Origin of the sequence: Paenibacillus glycanilyticus, assembly GCF_023715145.1 — a bacterium.
Lineage (GTDB): Bacteria > Bacillota > Bacilli > Paenibacillales > Paenibacillaceae > Pristimantibacillus > Pristimantibacillus glycanilyticus_A.
Map to the genome: position 1 here is coordinate 110,484 of NZ_JAMBNP010000003.1, position 18,725 is coordinate 129,208.

An 18,725-nucleotide genomic window follows, 5' to 3' on the forward strand; every position below is an offset into this window, starting at 1 on the left:
TTTCCACGGGGTAAGACTGTAGGATAACGAATTTTACAACTCTATGATAACTTTCAATCGGAGAATTGCTATCATGGCCTAGAGGTGTATTCTTATGGCGAAAATACTGATTGTAGATGACGAGAAGGCCATTAACGATTTGATTGCCGTCAATCTAAAGATGGTCGGGCATGAGTATGTCCAATTGTACAGCGGAGATCAAGTCGTGAAGACATTAAATGAGACGCGAATTGATTTGGTCATCCTGGACGTGATGCTGCCCGGGAGAGACGGCTTTGAAATTGTGCAGGACATTGTGAAGCGCGGCGTGCCGGTTATTTTCTTAACGGCCAAAAATTCGGTTTCCGATAAAGTGCATGGCCTCGAGATCGGAGCGGAGGATTATATCGTCAAGCCTTTTGAAGCTGTGGAGCTTATCGCCCGCATCCATGTCGTTCTAAGAAGGAACCAGAAGGCCGCGAACGAATTTAAGCTGGATGACACCATCGTCGATTTGGACAAGCATATGGTGACTGTTCATGGGCAAGAAATCGAGATCACCAACAGGGAGTTTCAATTATTGGATCTTCTCGTGCAAAATAAAAATATCGCGTTGTCCCGCGAGAAAATTATTGAGCAGACATGGGGCTTCGATTTTTATGGCGATACAAGAACCGTGGACGTGCATATTCAGAAGCTGAGGAAGAAGCTGAATTGGGAGAACCGGATCAAAACGATATATAAATACGGATACAGGCTAGAGGTGTAGAGGTGAAATTCTGGCAGAAAACGTATCTGAGCGTGCTGATTGTATTCCTGATCGCCTTCGACCTTGGAGCCTATGGACTGTTAAAAAAGAGCTACGAGCTAAACGAGCAGCTGGATGTCTCAAGAGGCATGAGCGTATACGGGAGCATCGAGAATTCATTAAGCTATATCCTTCGCGTATATGCTGAACGCACGGGCAGTACCCGTTACGAATCGATCATTGCCAGCTTTGCGGAAAATTATTATAAAGAGGATATCCTTCTCGAGGTTTATCAAGCGGATCGATTAATTTTCTCCAATGCCTATCAATTTGCGGGGAACCGGGCAGAGCTCCAGGCCGAACATCCCTATCAGTCCGTATATAGAAAGATGAATGGCGAGCTATGGCTGTTTATCGGCGGGAAGATGGAATTCCGGGATTTCAGGCTTGTGATGTCCAGAAATTCGGATTACTTGCAGGACTATTATGTTACGTTACGCCAGTATTTCATTACGCTTAGCGTCGTAATCTCGGTCCTTTTATCGGCAGCGCTTATTTTTCTGTTATTTCAATTAACCGCGCCGATCCGCAGGCTAAACAAAGGCGTAAAGGCAATTGCCTCGGGAGCGTATGATCGAAGGGTAACGGCAAGAGGGAATGATGAATTCGGGGAGTTGGCCCAGGATTTCAACAGGATGGCGGATGCGGTCTCCAATCATGTTGAGACGATCAAAAAGGCAAGCGAAGACAAGGAAATGTTCATCAATAACCTTACTCATGAACTAAAAACGCCCATTACGGCGATCAAGGGATACAGCGAGTTTTTAAATCACGCCAATCATAATGAGGAAGAGAGGAAGATGGCGGTCCGATATATTCATGAGCATATAACGCGGCTGGACGTCCTCTCGGGTAAAATGATGCAATTGTTATATTTGAAGAGCGGAGAGGTTGCTTTAGAGCCTATCCCCATTCATAATCTGTTTGCCTATGTGGCAAGCATGGAGCGGCATCATCTGGAGGCGAAGCAAATGACGATCAGAACGGAATGCTTGGCTGACGTCGTGCATGGAGATCAGGAATTATTGCAATCGATGTTCATTAATTTAGTGGAAAACAGCATAAAGGCCTCCCCGCTTGGAGGGGAGATCGAGCTTAGGAGCTACGCTTCTGGCGAAGGCGTCGTGCTTGAGGTGCTGGATCAGGGAAGAGGCATACCCGAGAAGGATATCGCCAAAATCACGGAAGCGTTTTATGTCGTGGATCGGTCCCGTTCCAAAGAATTGGGCGGGATTGGTCTTGGGTTGTCCATCTGCAATCAGATCGCCCAGCTCCATCATGCAAGCCTGCGAATTGAGTCCGAAGAAAATAAATTTACGCGAGTCTCGGTTTTTTTTACAACTCCGCAACAACTTGAAAATTAGTTCATAACTCGTCTCCATCATAATGGGTTTGTAGCTACGAAACACCATAAAATGTTGGAGGTAATGAAGGATGAGAAAAAAAATGACGGCAAGAGTACTGGCTACTTTGGGAGTAGCAACCGCTTTGATTGCAGGAAACGGCGTGATGTCGGCCTACGCGTCTTCCAATACGGATGCTCAAGAAGTGAAGGTTATCGCTAAGCAGGAGCAGCCCGATATTGCGGGTCCAGGCTCAGAGCAGGGGATCATCAACAAAGATTTGCCGGTAAGCGAGAAAGTAGCCGTTGTAACTGCGGAGGAAGCGGTTCAAGAGAAATTCCAAGTATCCTTAAGCGGCTTCAAAATTTCCTATGATTTGGGCACGCGGGTAGACAAGGAAGGCCAATTCTACTTCGTAACCTTTGTCGAACAAAAATACGAGTATTCCGACGAGGAGCTCCTCAAAGCGAAGAAGGACTTAAAGGATGGCAAAGACATCGGCATCGGGCAAAATGATATTTACACCGCATTCGTTAACGCGGAGACCGGGGAAATCGATTCCGTTGAGAAAAATTGGGCGGCACCTAAAGGCGCCAATTAGATCATAAATTGGCTCCGGGTCGTATTGGATAATACGACCCGGGTTTTTTTATTATAGAATTATAATTGCCGTTTCCAGAAGCGGCCTTGTGCGATTCCGTTAATAAACGCCTGAATCGTGGAATTCGTTAAATCGTATACTCCGGCCTCGTCGACCTTCACCCTTGCTGCCGCTAAAGCTTGTTGATCGCCAAGAGCCAGCGCCAACGGCTTATAATGCTTAAATGTCGTCTCGATGAAGGCCAGGGCGGGCGCCGGAATGACGGCTTCGCTGCTGACCAGTAAGACGGCGTCAAAGAGAGTAGGATCCGTTGTCTCATAGGTGGCCGTTACTCTTAATGGGTTAGGCAAGTCATGGAGCTTATGTCCTACAATCGTATAATGAACCTTATGCTCGGTTAGAGCCGTCGTCCATTCGGCAAACCGTTCCACATCGGGATCGCCGATTCGCACAATAGCGACATGCTTCGTATCCGGTACGAGGACCGTATCGGCCATGCTGAGCGCGGGAGATTTTTTGTCGGATTTCACTTCCATATTCTCTTCGGGTAGTGGAGCTCCGATGTGATGGGCAACCGCTTCCGCCAAGCCGCGGTCGATATGATTCAGCAAGGCGACTGCGTTTGCTTTTACGGAACTCGATTTGCATTTTCCGAGCTCGAAGCGGAAAGCCTTCTTCACATGCTCCTGTTCGTAAGGAGCGAGGCTGTTGTAGAAAAGCTTAGCCTGCGAGTAGAAGTCGAGAAAGCTCTCGCTGCGACCTCTTATTTTGTGCCCGTCAATCCGCTCTTGATAATGCTCATAACCGCCTTGCCGAGCTGGAACCGGCTCAGGCTGGTTGGCATTGAGGCCGTTCCGATGATAGCTTGTTTGCCCCTCATGAATGGTCATCTGGTGCATGCCGTCGCGTTGATTGTTATGGAACGGGCACACCGGCCGGTTAATCGGAATTTGGTGGAAGTTAGGGCCGCCCAACCGGGACAGCTGAGTGTCGGTATAGGAAAATAACCGCCCTTGCAGGAGCGGGTCGTTCGAGAAATCGATGCCGGGAATGACATGACCGGGGTGGAAAGCCACCTGTTCCGTCTCCGCAAAAAAATTGCTCACATTTTTGTTCAAGGTCATTTTACCGACCCGTTTCACGGGGACGTCCTCTTCCGGCCACAACTTGGTCGGATCTAGCAGATCAAAGTCGAACTTATGCTCATCCTCTTCCCGAATTAGCTGCAAACCAAGCTCCCACTCCGGATATTGCCCCCGCTCGATGGCTTCATATAGATCCTCTCTATGAAAGTCGGGATTTTTGCCCGCGATTTGCTGAGCTTCATCCCAGACGAGGGAATGTATTCCCAAGACGGGCTTCCAATGAAATTTTACGAAATGCGATCGTCCCGCCGCGTTCACCAAACGGAAGGTATGCACGCCGAAGCCTTCCATCATGCGCAAGCTGCGCGGAATGGCACGGTCGCTCATAACCCACATGACCATGTGGGCCGTCTCCGGATTCTGCCCGATAAAATCCCAGAAGGTATCATGCGCGCTGGCCCCTTGCGGGATTTCATTATGCGGCTCGGGTTTCACGGCGTGGACGAAATCCGGGAACTTGATGGCATCCTGGATAAAGAAAACCGGCATGTTATTGCCCACCAAGTCAAAGTTGCCCTCATCCGTGTAAAACTTCGTAGCGAATCCGCGCACGTCCCGAACGGTATCATTTGATCCCCGTGAGCCTTGAACCGTGGAGAAGCGCACGAATACGGGCGTGATTTTGGACGGGTCCGTAAGGAAATCCGCCTTCGTATAGTCTTCTAAGGATTCATACAGTTGAAAAAATCCGTGAGCCCCAGTGCCGCGCGCATGCACGATTCGTTCGGGAATGCGTTCATGATCGAAGTGAGTCATCTTCTCGCGGAAGTGGAAATCTTCCATAAGTGTAGGTCCGCGGTGTCCCGCCTTTAATGAAAACTCGTCCTCGGCTATTTTCAACCCCTGGTTTGTCGTCAAGCCATGTTTCTCTTCATTGTTAACGGTGTACTTCTTTAATTGCTCCGTTTTCTTATTATCCATAGAAACCCTCCTAGCCGTATTTGTTCGCATGCAGAGCCTTACGTTCAAATACCCTGTTGGCCAGGATTTAATCATCTGGTTGAAGAAAAAGAAGACCACCCGGCTAAAGCGGGATGGCCTTCTTGTAAGCCTGCTGCTTCGTTATTCCTGATCCCTCTGGAAACCCAGATTGATCGCGTCCAGCAGGCGATGCGTCTTATCGCAGCTATACTCCCAGAACATGATGCCCGCGAGCCCTTGGCTTATCACATACTCGCATTTGCAGCGAAGCGATTGCTCGTCTTCATAGGAGATAAAGGTTGACCCGTCGAACAAATACGGCGCGCAAGCCTCGTTGTCCCAGTACCGGATGAAGCCTTGCTTGTTTATGTAGTCAGCGTCTAATTCGGTGAAGGAAGGACCGTATCCCCCTGAGGTGCCGGCCATTTGGTGAAGGCCGTTATTGCGGCCCGGCACGCCGCTCCACTTGCGGGAGTAAAAGGCAGCGCCTATGACGATTTTGTTCCTAGGCACCCCGGCGTTAGCGAATATGCGAACGGAGGCATCCACGCTGATGCGGAACAAATCCCCGGTTGGCGTATGCAGATTGGTGTGATGGCCGGTGAGCACTTGGAAGCCGCCGCGCATATCGTAGGTCATCAGCTGCACGTAGTCCAAATACTGCTGCACCTTGTCCATCTCCGTGCCATCGACGTAGTACTGATCTGCACCGGCTGCAATCGTGAGCATATAATGACGGCCGTCTTCGGAGCCTTGGGCATCAAGCGCCTCCCGGATTGCCCGGAGCAGCAGCGTGAAGTTCTCTTTATCCGCCGGACTTGAGGCAATATCCGCTTCGCCGTAACAAGGATACTCCCAATCCAGGTCAATTCCGTCGAAAGGAAGCGTGCGAATAACCCGGACGGCCGAAGCCGCCATCTTTTGCCTGCCCGTTTCGGTCGAAGCCGCTTCGGAGAAGCCGCCAGCGCTCCAGCCGCCGACGGACAGGAGGATCTTCAGCTCCGGATGCTCTCTTTTGATGGCGCGGACGGCTTGAACTTGCTTCAAATGCTCCGTGACGATCTCATCCTGCCGGACATGGCCAAAGGCCACGTTGATATGCGTCAGCTTCCGCAGGTCCTCGCGTGTCATCTCGGGGAGCGCAGAGTCGCTTACATAACCTACTTTATAGTAGTGGTTTCCCATGGTTGGTTAGCTCCGTTCTTTTTATTTGTGAGGAATGAGGTCCGTTATGGTTTGCATGGCTTCCTTGACGTTTCCGATTCTGTACCCGGAGGCGGCATAACGAATTTGATCTTGGCGGTCCAGGGCGAACAAATGCGGGAAGCCCGCCTCGCTTGCCAATGCTTGGTTGGATGTCGCCGGCAAGGCAGCATGGCTTATATCCCAGACGAATACGGTACGCGAAGGCAGCTTCGGATAATCGGCCGGGTTAAAGGATGCGGTCCGCTCCAATTCGCCGGTAAGCAGGATAATTGGCGTTCCAAGCTTATTAAGCGGTTCGGCCAGCTCCGTTAGCTCACGGAACAAATGCTTGGTTGGCTCCCGTTCCGGTTCAATCCAGGCCACAATAGCGCCGTCTGTTCCGAGTAGCTGCTCCAGCACGGCGGGCGAGCCGCCTGGCAGCTCAATAGCTCTGTTGCGGTCGAATGCGCCGAGTACCGGTATTTCGGTCGTCGCGTCCCGGAATGTCAGGGGGACTTCCGTTGTTTCGCCGGCCCGCACTTCGAAATACGAGAGGCGTACGCGCACTGTGCCGTCCTTCAGGCGGATGCCCGACGTCAACCGGTATTGGCCAGGCAGCACTTCAAACGGCTTGTCGTAGACGTCTTTCTTGCCGTGAGGATACGCTAACGTATGGTAGACATCGTTCTCCAGACGGGCAAAGGTGAAGTTCTCCGCATAGGAAGCGACCGGCCCCTCGTCCGCCGAATCGGCGTCCTTCATTAATCGCAATAGCCCCCGATCGGTAGGTTCCTGCTCGCCGCCGGAAGCTGTTTGATCCGCGATTACGGCGTCAAACCAGCTGGCCTGCTGCCAATATTGCGCTCTTTGCTCGCTCGGATGCAGGCGCGCCGGAATCCCAAGGCTTCGGCAGATGGCTACAAACATAATATCGAGCGAGTGCGGATCTCCTTGCTTAAGCTTATAAGTTCCCGCCGGATTTCCCCGTCCCTCGAGATTCGGCAGATCCGTCCAGACGCCGAAGTTCTCCTGCAGGCTGCGGGCAAGCAGTGAAGGATCGGCTTGGAATGAAGCGGCTTCCTCCGCCGTGAATGCAGCCTGGAACAGCTTCCGGTATGGAACCAGCATCTCGTGCTGTACCCGCGGACAAAGCACATAACGGACGAAATCGTCCTCGGCCAGCGTCCCGCGGCTTGCGAGCGCACCAATCAAATGGTCCTCAAGCACGGGGCGGAACGTATCAATCAAATCCTTGCCCCGCAGCGTTTCCAGCAAGCGCAGCGGCCATTCGCCGTAAGCGCCGGACTGCTCGCGCAAAAAGGCCGCAATCTCCCGGCTGTTGCCCCGCGCTTTCTGAATGACGCCCCATACGCGATCCGAAGGCAGTCCCGCCTCCTCCGCAAGCGAGGTCGCTTCCGACTCGGAGAGGAATGTTCCTTCGTACTTGGTCCGGCACTGCGTTCCTTCCTCCAGGCGGCTGTTATGCTGTTGAGTCTTAGCTTCCGTCAGTGCTTGGGCAGGCTCTCCCTCGCGCTCCGGAGGCGGAACCATATCGAAATTTATAAGGCCTGTCGGCTGCTTGGATGCCGTTAAGACAAGCTCCGCTAAGTTCAATTCATCATCCGCAACCGAGATTTTTGTCTCAGCCCATAGGCCGTCTTTCGCCGCACGGATGACGAGATCCCCAAGACCCGTCTTGAAGGAAACCTTGCCCTCGTTATCCGTTGGCACGATGGCAATCGGAAACAATTCGGCCATGTTGTACAGCTCGAAGCGAACCTCCGCACCCGCAACGGGGGCGCCTTGCGTATTTTTCACCACGGCCTGAACCGTTTGGGTCTGTGCATAGTTATCAAGCAGGTTGATCTCCGTGAACCATTCGTGGGCAAGGGTAATGTCCTCAGGTCCCGAATAATTGGCGAAAATTCGCGTGTTGACCAGCATAGCCCGGCGAGCGGGCGGCGTGAACCAGCCCTGGTCGAGCCGGGCTTCCGGCTCGCAGGCTCCGATATAGTGCCACTGCCCGTCGGCCCATGCTTCCACCCAGGCGTGGTTATCGTCGCAGTGGGCCCAGCGCGGCGTATACACCTGGCGGGCGGGAATGCCGATGCTGCGCAGCGCGGCTACGGCAAGCGTTGATTCTTCGCCGCAGCGTCCGCGCGCGTTCCGAATCATGGAGAGCGGCGACAGCGTGCGCAGATCGCTGCCGATATAGGTTGCTTTCTCCTGGCACCAGTAATTCGTCTCCAATATGGCCTCAGCCATGGATAGATGCGCTGTACGCTCCGCTAATTCGCGGTATAGGATGCCGCGCGAATCCTCGATGTTTTCCGTATTAACCCGGTAGGGCAGCACAAAATGCAGGAAGAGCTCATCCGGAACGCTTGCGCCCCAAGGCACCTTGCTGCGTATATTCAGCGTCTGGCGCACATGGCTTAAGAATAAGGAGCCGTCGTAATCCGCCATGTCGTTAACCGGCATGTACGCGAACAGGTACTTTAAAGCCCATCTTTCTTCCTCCGTCAGTGCCTCTTGGAATATCCCAAACAGCTCTTGCAGCCGAGCCGTGCCAAGCTCCTGCTTCAAACGGAATTTCCGTTCAATTTGCTCCAAAGCCTCTTGATCCAGAGAGAATATCGTTGATCCAACTGTCATTGGGATTACTCCTTCCATAGCTTTCCGTCTTCGCGGATGCAGAACACCGATTGCCGGTCCGCGGAAGGCGCTTTAATCTGAAATAGACTGCTTGTCGTTTCGATAACGGGCACAATGCTCCAAGAATCCTCGCCCGTTAGAAGCTTCGCGTCGCTTATAAATTCACCATGCGCCTCGAAATAGTTGCGCTGCCGGTAATAGAGCCGGCGCAGCTCCCATTTGATCCCCTCGTCGGCCGGAAGCTCAAAGACCGAAGGTTCGCCGTCCCCATCCGTGAATACGACGTATCCCCACAGCTCCGGATAATGCATATTGATAATTCCCATTGGCGACCACACCCAATTATCTTCGGGATAGGGCTTGCCCGTCTCCGGATTCACCGTTTTGCGGTACTCGCCTTCGCGCACCTCGGCCTGCCACTCCACGCGCGAGAAATTAACGCGCCAGAACTCGCCGGCGGCCGGCGGTCTTCCTTCTGCCGCGCATTCGCGAAGGCTGGTCCATGGCATCGCGACTTCGACGCTCCATTTGCGGTTGTCCGCGTTAGGGTTATTAAGCTCCCCGTCGATATGCACGGCGGTCTTCAGACCCGCAATATCCCAGCCGTTAACCGGCGGGCCCCCGTCCCGGTAGGGCTTAATCAGAAGCAAATCCCAAACCGTATTCAGCGCATTAATCTCAAATTCGTAGTAGTTATGGCTGTCGCCGTCGGGATCGATGAAAATCTCGAAATCATTGTCGTAAAAAATGACCGAATCGCGCTCCGTCAGCGTCGCCCAGATCTGATCCTCGATTAATTCCGCCGCAAAGTAGAAATACTCGTCATCCCACAGCATTTTGACCCGCGTCTGCTTGGCGGGCTTGGGCCGGAGATCTCCCTCGATATCGACAAAATCGCCGGTCCACTCGGCAGCCTCCCAAAACGGCTTGTCAACGCGGCCGTCCAGCTTAAGGGGACCCGACGCGCGTCGGCATAGATAGTGTTCTGGCGAGTAAGCGATATTCGGCTCCGGCACTCCGCTTTTGTTCATCATTCATCCTCCGTATCTGTTTTACGTTCAATCGCGCTATGGGCAAAAAAATAAAAAGTTGATATGATTGTAAAAAAAATATTAACGCAGGACGTACAGGAGGCAGGAAGTTTGAAGAAAAACTACTTTAAATCAAAGCTTTTCCTGAAATACATCTGGTCCTACATGTTCATCTTGCTAATTCCCCTCGTACTCATGACTATTTTTATTTACGAAAATGCCGTCAGCAGCCTTCGTTCCGAAATCGAACAATCCCGGCTAAACCAGCTGACGCAGGCCATGGTCATCGTGGACGGCCGGATTAAGGAACTGAGCGAGATTGCGTCCCGCATCTCCTATGACACCCGGCTTACGCCCTATCGCGTCCATGACCCGATCTACAGCGGCGAAGCCATTCAAGGCCTGGATCAATACAAATCAACCAGCTCGATGATCGGCGAATTGCTGCTCTATTTCCACAAAGACGAGAAGATTTATTCCAGCAAAGGTCTCTACGATTTTGGCGTGTTCGCCACTTCCTTCAGCTTTGAAAGCTGGCCGGCGGACAAGCTGTACCACGATTTGAATTCGGTCAAATATCCGACGATGCGGCCGGCCGACACGGTTGTCAAATCTTCGAATATCGCGGAAAGCATGCTGGCCTATCTGATCCCGATCACGCCGAACAGTCCCACGCCGCATGGCACGGTCATGTATCTGATTCGGGAATCCGAACTCACCAGCCTGATCGATTCCATCCTAGGAAACTATCAGGGCCTCACCTATATTCTCGATAATGAAGGACATATTCTGGTCGACAACCGTCAAGGGGAGGCCATGACCAGTTCGGCGGCCAAATCGCTGATTAACCTGGAACCAGGCATTCACGAGCAGACGATTAACGGCAAAGCGCATTCCGTCGTGTCCGTCAAATCGCAAAAAAACGGCTGGACGTACGTTACGGCAATGCCAAGCGCGCAATTCTTCAGCAGCGTGCTGCATGTGCGAAGCTTCATCATTATGCTGTTCTGCATCGTTGTCCTTGTCGGGGCGGCCATCGCGCTTGTGCTCGCCAGAATGCAGTACCAGCCGATCTCCACGCTGGTCGAATTCGCTGCCTCCAAGAGGAAAGACAACCGTGCGAGAGGCGATGTCCCGGATCGCGGCAACGAGCTGGACCGGATCAGATCGGCGCTGCAGGAATACAGCTCGCGCATTGATCTTCAGGAACCGTTTGCCCGCAATCACTTATTGTCGATGCTGCTGAAATACGGCAATGTCCATCCCGAATTGCAGCATGCGTTTGATCTCCGTTTCGACCGCTCGAATCATTTCGTGGCGGTCATCGGATCGGGCGACAACGGAGGCTCTCCAACCGAGAGGCAAGAGAGGGTCAAGCTGCTCAACCAGATCGAGTTCCCGGAGCTGCTAGCGGTCGGGTACGGAGTTGAGCTGCCGCAGCTGGACCAGTTAGGGATAATCTTCAGCTTCGATCTGGACGGGGAGGAGGCCGAAGCGTTCAACCGCGTACGCGAGATCGTTGAGGCCATGCGAAGCAGGCTCCATGCCATCTCGGACGATATCCCGATGATTGGGGTCGGTACCTGCTACGACAGCCCGGACCAGCTGAACCAATCCTTCATCGAAGCCTGCTCGGCCTACGAGCTCCGCTCTTCAGCCGAGCCGGGCGCCATTACGTATTTCGAGAAGCTGTCCGATGCGCCGCAGCACGCGGACTGGATACCGAATAATACGCTGATGAAGCTTGCCCAAAGCTTGAAGCAGGGCAGCTACGACGTCGCGGTGCCCATTATCGGCTCGGCGTTCCAGAACCTGCAGACGACGCCGCAAGTGTCCGCTTTGCTTACGCGCTGCATATGCTTTGACCTGTTGAATACGATGCTTAAGACGGCTACCGAGCTCGGCATCCACAGCGTTGCCCTGGATATGGCTCCGGCCGCGATCTACGGCAATTCCCTGGACGAGATTGAACGCACCTTCCTGAACCTGGCTTCGCGCATCTGCGCTCAAGTGGAGCAGAATAACCGGAAGGAAGAGCATTCCCTGATGGACCGCATTGCCGCCTATATCGACGAGAGATATACGGATTATTCGCTGAGCCTCGAATCGGTCGCCTTCGCGTTCAGCGTCTCGCCATCTCATGTCAGCCGTTCCTTCAAGGAGAAGATCGGGACGAATTTCATCCAGTATATCTGGCAGAAGCGGCTTAATGTGGTGATTCAGCAGCTCAAGACGACCAGCGATCCGCTGAAGGACATCATTCTTCGCGTCGGCTACCAGGATACGCCCAACTTCACCCGCAAGTTCAAGAAGGAAACCGGCTATACGCCCGGACAATACCGCAAGCTGTTCTCGGAGAACGAACAAGCGCGCCGAATGTCCGAATTTGAAGAGGAATAATGCAATAGCCAACCCCCGGCCAAGTGGCCGGCAACGGTTGGCTATTTGCTTGTTACCTTGTTACAATGTTTTATTTGTTCCAGCTGTCGTAGGCGCTTTGGTAAAGCTCGACAATTCGGTCGCTGCCCATTTTTTTAAGCTGCGCTACATACTTGTCCCAATTGGAAAGCGGCTCTTGTCCGGTTACGAACTTCGCTTCCATCTGCGTCACGTACGTGCCCAGGTCAGCCAGCAGCGCCGTTGCTTCCGTCTGCTGCTCGTTCGTCAAGTAGACGTACGGGAACGGTGCTTTGGCGATTGGCACCAGCTTCTCCGCGTTCTGCTCATCAAGCCAGAGGTCGAATTCGCTCTTCAGGCCTTTCGTCAGCTCGGAGGAGCTCATGCCCGGTGCCGGAATGCCGTAGTTTGGCGTCATGGTGCCGCGAACTTCCTCGCGGTCTTTGCCGCCCTCGACAGGCAGCCATTCTTTCTCGTGCGTTTCTTTGTTCTTATATTTCCACAGCGTGTTCTCCGGACCTTGCGAGAATAACGTCGCTCCTTCGTAGCCGTACAGATAGTCAACCCAGCGAATCGACGCTTCAGGCGACGGATTCGAGCTTGTGATGGCAAAGGTGCCGTTCGTGGAAAGGCCCGGATGCTTGCCGTATACAGGAGATCCTTCCACTTCGCTCTTCACCGGCGTCATCAGCGGATTGTCGCCGCTAGGCTCTCCGCCCAGCGTGAAGTACGGGAACCAGTCGTTAAACAAAGCGACTTGGTTGTTTGTGCCTTTTGCTTTCTTCTGATCGCCCGTTTGCGAGAACGTCTCGTGGTCCAGCAGTTCTTCCTTCCACAGACGGTTCAAGAACGTCAAGTAGCCTTTATAGCCTTCTTCTTGCGGCGTATAGTGGACTTTGCCGTCCTTATCGGCGTAATACACCTCGTTGTAGATGCCCCAGAAGCCGAGGAAGTACATGCGCAGATCGTCGAGCTTAACGGAAGTAAGCGGAATTTCGTCCTTCTTGCCGTTGCCGTTCGGATCTTCTTCTTTGACTCGTTTCAAATAGGTGTACAGCTCTTCGGTTGTCTTCGGCTCTGCCGCGTTCAACGCTTTCAGGAACTTGCCGTTGTACCACATCGGGCCGCGATACCATACTGCCGACAGGTCAATATTCGGCAGGGAATAGATGTGACCGTCCGGCGTTGTATAGGACTTGCGGATATCCGGATGCTCATCGAATATTTTCTTGAGGTTTGGCGCGTAACCTTCATCGATGTACTTCTCGAGCGGCACGAGAACGCCTTGCGTTCCGTACGTAACTTGCTCGGCAGACGTCAGTTCCGCCGCATAGAACACGTCCGGCAGATCGCCGCTCGCGAATACGAGGTTCTTCTTCGTTGCGAAGCTGTCGACCGGCGAATTCTGGTATTCCATATGAATGCCCGTCAACTTCTCCATCTCTTGCAGGACCGACATCTTGTTCCAATCGGCAACGCCGACGTCCTGAGACATCATCTTAAGCGTCAGAGGCTTGTCTACGATCGGGAAGCCGTCTTTTTTTATGCCTCCGTCCGAGACGTTGGCGCTTGAGCCGGAGTTCGCGGCACCGTTGTTACCGCCGTTAGAATCCGAGCTGCAGGCTTGAAGCAGTGTTGCGGATGTTGTGAGGCTTAGGAGGATCAATGATGTCTTGCGAAACTTTGTCATGACAACAACTCCCTATATCATATTGGTTTGCATATGGCCAGACCGAATCAGCCTTTGACTGAACCGATCATAACACCCTGAACGAAATAACGCTGTAGAAACGGATAAATTGCGATGACGGGCACCGTCGCCACGATGATGACGGCGTACTTAACGAGGGCGGCAATCTCCGCCTTGCTGTTGAGCGCGGAAGCGGTGGAGGAGTCCATTGCTCCGCTCCCTTGAGCAGCCGTCTCCTGCAGAACGAGAATTTGACGCAGCACCAGCTGCAGCGGATATTTCGCCGCGTCGTTCAAATAAATGAGAGCCGAGAAGTAGCTGTTCCAGTTGCCAACCCCGTAGAAGAGAGCCATAACCGCAATAATCGGCATCGATAACGGCAGGACAATTTTCATGAACAGCCGCAGGTTGGTGCAGCCGTCAATCTGCGCCGCCTCCTGCAGCTCCCTGGGAAGGGTGCTCTGGAAGAAGGTGCGGGCAACGATTATATTCCAGATGGAGGCGGCCGACGGAAGGACGATCGCCCAGATCGTGTTGATCATGTGCAGCTTCTTAATGAGCAGGTATGTCGGAACAAGTCCGCCGCCGAAGAACATCGTGACCATAAACAGTCCCATGAAGATATTCCTGCCGGTAAAATCCTTGCGGCTGAGCGCATACGCCGCGGGCAGCGTCACCGCAAGGTTAATCGCCGTGCCGACGACGGTATAGAGAATCGTGTTGCCGTAACCGATCCAAATGTTCGAATTCTCAAATACCCTTTTGTAGCCGTCGAACGTGATTCCCTTCGGCCATAACCACATTTCGCCCGAGCCGACAAGCTTTGGATTGCTGATGGAAGCGCTGATCATATAGATGAGCGGATAAAACACGATAATAAATGCCAGAAACACGAAAATGTAGTTCATGACCAGAAATACTTTATCCCTGCCGCTTTCCTTTACGCTTGCTATCATGCTTAAATGCTCCCCTCTCTACCACAAGCTGTTATTGCTCATGCGCCGAACGACCTGATTGACCGTAATTAGCAGCACCAAGTTAATGACGGAGTTAAACAATCCGATGGCCGTCGAGAAGCTGTACTGGGCGCTCACAAGTCCCGAGCGGTAGACAAATGTCGAGATTACGTCCGACGCGGTCATGTTGAGCGGGTTTTGCAGCAATAAGATTTTCTCGAAGCCGACGCCAAGCAGGCTGCCCATGCTCAAGATAAGCAGAATGGTCATGGTAGGCATCAGAGTCGGGATGTTGATATGACGGACGCGCTGGAACCGCGTAGCGCCGTCAATAATGGCAGCCTCGTGAAGCCCGGGATCAACGCCCGACAGCGCAGCCAAATAAATAATGGTGCCCCAGCCCGCGCTCTGCCATACATCCGAGAGGACATACATGGTTTTGAACCATCGCGGATCGGTAAGGAAGTCCGGCGATTTGAAGCCGAGTCCTTCTATAATGTTCGTTACGATGCCCGTAGATGGCGACAGGAAGGTAATGATCATGCCCGCCATGACGACCATCGATATAAAGTGAGGGGCGTAAGTGACCGTTTGCGCTATTTTCTTGAAGTAGCCGTTCCGGATTTCATTAAAGGCAAGGGCCAAAATGATCGGAATCGGAAAGCCGACGGCTAAGGAATATAAACTGATGCTAAGCGTGTTCCATAACAGGTCCCAGAAGTAATAGGAATGAAAGAAGCGCACGAAATGGTCGAAGCCGATCCACGGACTCCCCGTAATTCCTTTAGTGGGAATGAAGTTTTTAAATGCGATTTGAATGCCGTACATCGGTCCGTAACAGAAAATAAGGAAGTAGAGCAGTGCCGGGGTAATAAAGAGGTACAGCTCCCAGTTTCGGACGATCCCTTTCCACGTCTTCGCGCCTTTTGTTGTCTGTTTTGTAGTCAACGCCGGACTACCGGCCACAGCCGTTCTTGTATCCTGCATAGGACCGCTCCTTTCGCCATTCTTCCCGATTTGGTTATCCGTCCTCAGGCCGTCGACTCTGCGACAAGCAAGAGGTGACAACGCTTACACCATTACGATAGCGGAGTATCCGAGCCAGCGTAAATATGTCGTTTTGGGCGAACCCCAAAAGCGCGCAACCATAGGCTCCGCGGACATTTGACAAGTGCGGGTGACAAGCGGACAATGTGTCGTTTTTGACCCTAAACGGGCAGTGTTGGAGAGTCCATCAAATTTGGCCAATAGACTTTTTCTATGCGCGAAAAGGGGAGGGAGGTCAAACGAAACAAACCACTCCCGGCAAGGGAGTGGTTTGTTGGCTGTACGGTATTTATTCATCTGTTCTCGGTCTTCCGCAAATGCCCTTTGGCACATCTTCATACTTCTTCGCATAGTATTCCTTCCTGGAAGTTATCTGTTGCAAAGCTCCTGCCAATTGATCCACTTCCGCAAAGGTGTTGTAGAAGCTTAAGCTAATCCGGACTAAGCCCGGAGAAGGGATGCCGGGATCGTTCCTTATCTGATCCATCCGTTCATCGCTCAGCTGCAAGAGCTTCTGTACGCAGGAATACGCGCAGAAAAAGCCGGCTCTAACGGATATGCCAAACTCGCCTGCCAAGATGTGCGCGATATCCTGGTGATGCAGCCCATTCATGGCAAACGACAATACGCTCACTTGCGGCAGGTTATCGTCCAGAGCATGAAATAGGCGCAAGCCGTCAATGGTGCGCAGCTTATCCAGCGTATAACTCATGATTTGCTGCTCATATTCCTTAATCGTCTCCAGATTAAGCTGCTGCAGGGTGCGAATGGCCGTGTTTAAAGCTACAATTCCCATCACGTTAGGCGTTCCGCCCTCGAACCTTTCGGGCGCCACGTTCCATTGAACAAAAGACTTCAAAGCAATTTGGACCGTTCCGCCGCCTTTAAGCATCGGTTCCGCTTCCCGGAAGTCATCTTTTCCTCCAATTAATACAGCCGTTCCAAACGGGGCATACAATTTATGTCCCGTGAATGACAGGAAGTCGATATTTTCCGCCGGGTTAAGCCGTATCATTTCAATTGTTTCATGTGGAACAAATTGAGCGGCATCGATATGTATTTTTGCCCCATATCGATGGGTTAGTTCCGCCGCTTCATAAATCGGATTGATGCTGCCTGTTACATTCGATGCCCCCGTTATAGAGACTAATGCGACTTGTCCCTGCAAGGCCGCAAGCTTTGCTTGCAGATTCTGCAAGCTGACTTGGCCGTCTTCATTAACCGCAATGTATTCCACCTCAAAGTGGGTCCTCCAAGGCAGATCATTCGAAATATGCTCCATTTCGGATACCAAAATTATTCGTTTATCCGTGGTTTGATGCCTAATATGCGAGAGCAAATGGATGGACTCCGTGCAGTTCTTCGTGAACACAACCTCGTGTTGATTTTCTTTGCCGCCTACAAAGCTCAATACATTTATGCGCGTTCGCTCGATGATTTCCGCTGAACGCGTAGACTTGTAGCCTTTTCCCCGGCCAACGGACGAATACCAAGGCGCGAATTGTTCAATAGCCGTTAGAACGCTCTTAAATGGGGGAGTAGTAGCGGCATTGTCGAAATTAATCCCCTTGATGAAACGTCCATCTTCTAAGGGAATTTTTTCGTCCACTCCAACGATCAAGTCTCTCAGCTTGTTTTGCTGTCTGGATTGCGTCCGTTTGGCAAGGAATTGTCTCATAATAAGCCTCTTTTCGGAATAGTGCATTATTTAAACCCGTAGGAGCGGATGATTCTCGTAATCGGATTATTGTTCGTGACGCCAAAGAGAATTGCTCCTATCGCAATAAACGAAGAGAAGCCCGTTCCCCACCAAGGACCGAGGAAGGAGAGGGGCAATGACAACAGCAGCAGGAATCCCAAGACCAAATTGTAGATCCTCTCCGCGCTCCATTTGCTGCCGATCGTCTCCGTCTCGATTTCTCCTTGCCACTGCGCCATACCGCCTTTGAAGTTAAATACCTTGTCATGGGATTTGGCTAACTGCTCTGATGCCCTTCGGCCGACATAACAAACGATCACCACTTCTTCCTCCTCCGCAACCTTGGGCGTTCTCGACCAGGAGGGATAAGGGATATTGATTGCTCCTTTTATATGGCCGCGTTCGAAGCTTCTAGGCGTTCGAACATCAATTATTTTTAAGCCGCCTTTTTTATTTAGCTTTGCTTGTAATTGTTGAAAGGTTAAATCCGTCACGGTTCCCATCCTGCTTCCTCCTTTGAAAATCCCATTACACAAACGGCTTGCGTTCTCGCTCCATTCTGAGAATCACTTCCGGAGCAGCGAGGAGCAGCACGATCGCCCCGTAAAGCCCAATCATATAGCTGGTTACATAGGCGATGCCGAGTACTTCGTGCAGCACGAAGGTGAGCAGATGAATCAGCATGTTCGTAAAGCAAAAGGCGTAGCTGCGGATCATCCACCGGCGGTGCTGGGCAACCCGTTTCTTCCAGATCTGGACCATCGCCGTTGTCGTTATGGCCAGCCAGATCAGATTTAGCAGATTGAAGCCCATGCTGCTTATTTTCCCTCCCGTTGCATAAGGAGCCATGTATCCGGAGGTCAGCACGACCAGCAGCACGGACGATACATAAACATAGCCGTTCAAGCGATGCAGCCGGCGGTGCTTCTCATAGCTGCGCGCCCAGAAGTTGAGGAGACCCGATGCCATGGCCACGCAGGCGAACGCGACATGAAAGTACATGACCATTAACCAGCTTGGCGTGTTTAACTCACGCGACAGATCTGTCTTGTGACGAAGAAAGGTCTCGGCACCAGGATCAATAATGTAATTGTTGATCCCCGCATACAGGATATAAATGACGCAAACGCACGAAATCAGCTTATAGAAGGATAAATGCTTACCCATGAGTTCTCCATGACCCCCTTGTATAATCCGTAGAATAACAGGAGAGTCTCTCGAATGAAGCGCACAAAAGATCACAAAACAATAAACAAACCGTCACAATA

Annotated in this window: 14 protein-coding genes; 4 read left to right on the forward strand and 10 right to left on the reverse strand. The window is 52.1% G+C overall.

Features of this window, described 5'->3' with window-relative positions; all coding sequences use genetic code 11:
* The first annotated feature begins 94 nt into the window (after positions 1-94).
* From M3194_RS10115 to M3194_RS10125, 3 genes are all read left to right on the forward strand, one after another.
* Positions 95-748 carry a response regulator transcription factor gene (locus M3194_RS10115; RefSeq protein ID WP_251653315.1) on the forward strand — a complete coding sequence of 218 codons (654 nt, stop codon included), beginning with the start codon at positions 95-97 and terminating at the stop codon, positions 746-748.
* Between the two features lie 2 nt (positions 749-750).
* A complete protein-coding gene (locus M3194_RS10120) occupies positions 751-2,151 on the forward strand; it encodes a sensor histidine kinase (RefSeq protein ID WP_251653316.1) in 1,401 nt (466 codons plus the stop codon).
* Between the two features lie 70 nt (positions 2,152-2,221).
* A complete protein-coding gene (locus M3194_RS10125) occupies positions 2,222-2,731 on the forward strand; it encodes a hypothetical protein (RefSeq protein ID WP_251653317.1) in 510 nt (169 codons plus the stop codon).
* A 59-nt stretch (positions 2,732-2,790) separates the two neighbouring features.
* Here the strand turns inward: M3194_RS10125 and M3194_RS10130 are convergent, their stop codons facing one another.
* The 4 genes from M3194_RS10130 to M3194_RS10145 all read right to left on the reverse strand — a co-directional run bounded on the left by M3194_RS10130 (position 2,791) and on the right by M3194_RS10145 (position 9,668).
* Positions 2,791-4,797: a catalase gene (locus M3194_RS10130; RefSeq protein WP_251653318.1), complete on the reverse strand. Its 2,007-nt coding sequence runs from the start codon at positions 4,795-4,797 to the stop codon at positions 2,791-2,793.
* A 141-nt stretch (positions 4,798-4,938) separates the two neighbouring features.
* On the reverse strand, positions 4,939-5,982 hold the full coding sequence (locus M3194_RS10135) for a glycoside hydrolase family 18 protein (RefSeq protein ID WP_251653319.1): 1,044 nt from the start codon (positions 5,980-5,982) through the stop codon (positions 4,939-4,941).
* 21 nt (positions 5,983-6,003) lie between these two features.
* Positions 6,004-8,637: a transglutaminase domain-containing protein gene (locus tag M3194_RS10140; protein ID WP_251653320.1), complete on the reverse strand. Its 2,634-nt coding sequence runs from the start codon at positions 8,635-8,637 to the stop codon at positions 6,004-6,006.
* A gap of 5 nt (positions 8,638-8,642) precedes the next feature.
* Positions 8,643-9,668 (reverse strand): carbohydrate-binding family 9-like protein, encoded by a 1,026-nt coding sequence (locus M3194_RS10145; protein WP_251654194.1) that lies wholly within the window; start codon positions 9,666-9,668, stop codon positions 8,643-8,645.
* 111 nt (positions 9,669-9,779) lie between these two features.
* On the opposite strand from M3194_RS10145, the gene M3194_RS10150 reads away from it, so the two are divergent.
* Positions 9,780-12,068 carry a helix-turn-helix domain-containing protein gene (locus tag M3194_RS10150; protein ID WP_251653321.1) on the forward strand — a complete coding sequence of 763 codons (2,289 nt, stop codon included), beginning with the start codon at positions 9,780-9,782 and terminating at the stop codon, positions 12,066-12,068.
* 70 nt (positions 12,069-12,138) lie between these two features.
* Here M3194_RS10150 and M3194_RS10155 read toward each other — a convergent pair whose 3' ends face one another.
* From M3194_RS10155 to M3194_RS10180, 6 genes are all read right to left on the reverse strand, one after another.
* Positions 12,139-13,755: a type 2 periplasmic-binding domain-containing protein gene (locus M3194_RS10155; protein ID WP_251653322.1), complete on the reverse strand. Its 1,617-nt coding sequence runs from the start codon at positions 13,753-13,755 to the stop codon at positions 12,139-12,141.
* Between the two features lie 47 nt (positions 13,756-13,802).
* Complete coding sequence (locus tag M3194_RS10160; protein ID WP_251653323.1) at positions 13,803-14,711, reverse strand: carbohydrate ABC transporter permease; 909 nt, start codon at positions 14,709-14,711, stop codon at positions 13,803-13,805.
* An 18-nt stretch (positions 14,712-14,729) separates the two neighbouring features.
* Complete coding sequence (locus M3194_RS10165) at positions 14,730-15,698, reverse strand: ABC transporter permease (protein WP_251653324.1); 969 nt, start codon at positions 15,696-15,698, stop codon at positions 14,730-14,732.
* A 349-nt stretch (positions 15,699-16,047) separates the two neighbouring features.
* Positions 16,048-17,436 (reverse strand): aminotransferase class V-fold PLP-dependent enzyme, encoded by a 1,389-nt coding sequence (locus tag M3194_RS10170; RefSeq protein WP_251653325.1) that lies wholly within the window; start codon positions 17,434-17,436, stop codon positions 16,048-16,050.
* 26 nt (positions 17,437-17,462) lie between these two features.
* Positions 17,463-17,960, reverse strand: coding sequence for a rhodanese-like domain-containing protein (locus M3194_RS10175; RefSeq protein ID WP_251653326.1), 498 nt, complete (start codon positions 17,958-17,960; stop codon positions 17,463-17,465).
* A gap of 25 nt (positions 17,961-17,985) precedes the next feature.
* The gene (locus tag M3194_RS10180; protein ID WP_251653327.1) at positions 17,986-18,624 is read right to left on the reverse strand and encodes a DUF2306 domain-containing protein; all 639 of its coding nucleotides are present in this window, start codon (positions 18,622-18,624) and stop codon (positions 17,986-17,988) included.
* Between the last annotated feature and the right edge of the window lie 101 nt (positions 18,625-18,725).

Bases quoted from the DNA above. Each gene is read 5' to 3' on its own strand.
- M3194_RS10115 (WP_251653315.1), top strand. From the start codon at position 95: ATGGCGAAAATACTGATTGTAGATGACGAGAAGGCCATTAACGATTTG.
- M3194_RS10125 (WP_251653317.1), top strand. From the start codon at position 2,222: ATGAGAAAAAAAATGACGGCAAGAGTACTGGCTACTTTGGGAGTAGCA.
- M3194_RS10130 (WP_251653318.1), bottom strand. From the start codon at position 4,797: ATGGATAATAAGAAAACGGAGCAATTAAAGAAGTACACCGTTAACAAT.
- M3194_RS10135 (WP_251653319.1), bottom strand. From the start codon at position 5,982: ATGGGAAACCACTACTATAAAGTAGGTTATGTAAGCGACTCTGCGCTC.
- M3194_RS10140 (WP_251653320.1), bottom strand. From the start codon at position 8,637: ATGACAGTTGGATCAACGATATTCTCTCTGGATCAAGAGGCTTTGGAG.
- M3194_RS10145 (WP_251654194.1), bottom strand. From the start codon at position 9,668: ATGAACAAAAGCGGAGTGCCGGAGCCGAATATCGCTTACTCGCCAGAA.
- M3194_RS10155 (WP_251653322.1), bottom strand. From the start codon at position 13,755: ATGACAAAGTTTCGCAAGACATCATTGATCCTCCTAAGCCTCACAACA.
- M3194_RS10160 (WP_251653323.1), bottom strand. From the start codon at position 14,711: ATGATAGCAAGCGTAAAGGAAAGCGGCAGGGATAAAGTATTTCTGGTC.
- M3194_RS10165 (WP_251653324.1), bottom strand. From the start codon at position 15,698: ATGCAGGATACAAGAACGGCTGTGGCCGGTAGTCCGGCGTTGACTACA.
- M3194_RS10170 (WP_251653325.1), bottom strand. From the start codon at position 17,436: ATGAGACAATTCCTTGCCAAACGGACGCAATCCAGACAGCAAAACAAG.
- M3194_RS10175 (WP_251653326.1), bottom strand. From the start codon at position 17,960: ATGGGAACCGTGACGGATTTAACCTTTCAACAATTACAAGCAAAGCTA.
- M3194_RS10180 (WP_251653327.1), bottom strand. From the start codon at position 18,624: ATGGGTAAGCATTTATCCTTCTATAAGCTGATTTCGTGCGTTTGCGTC.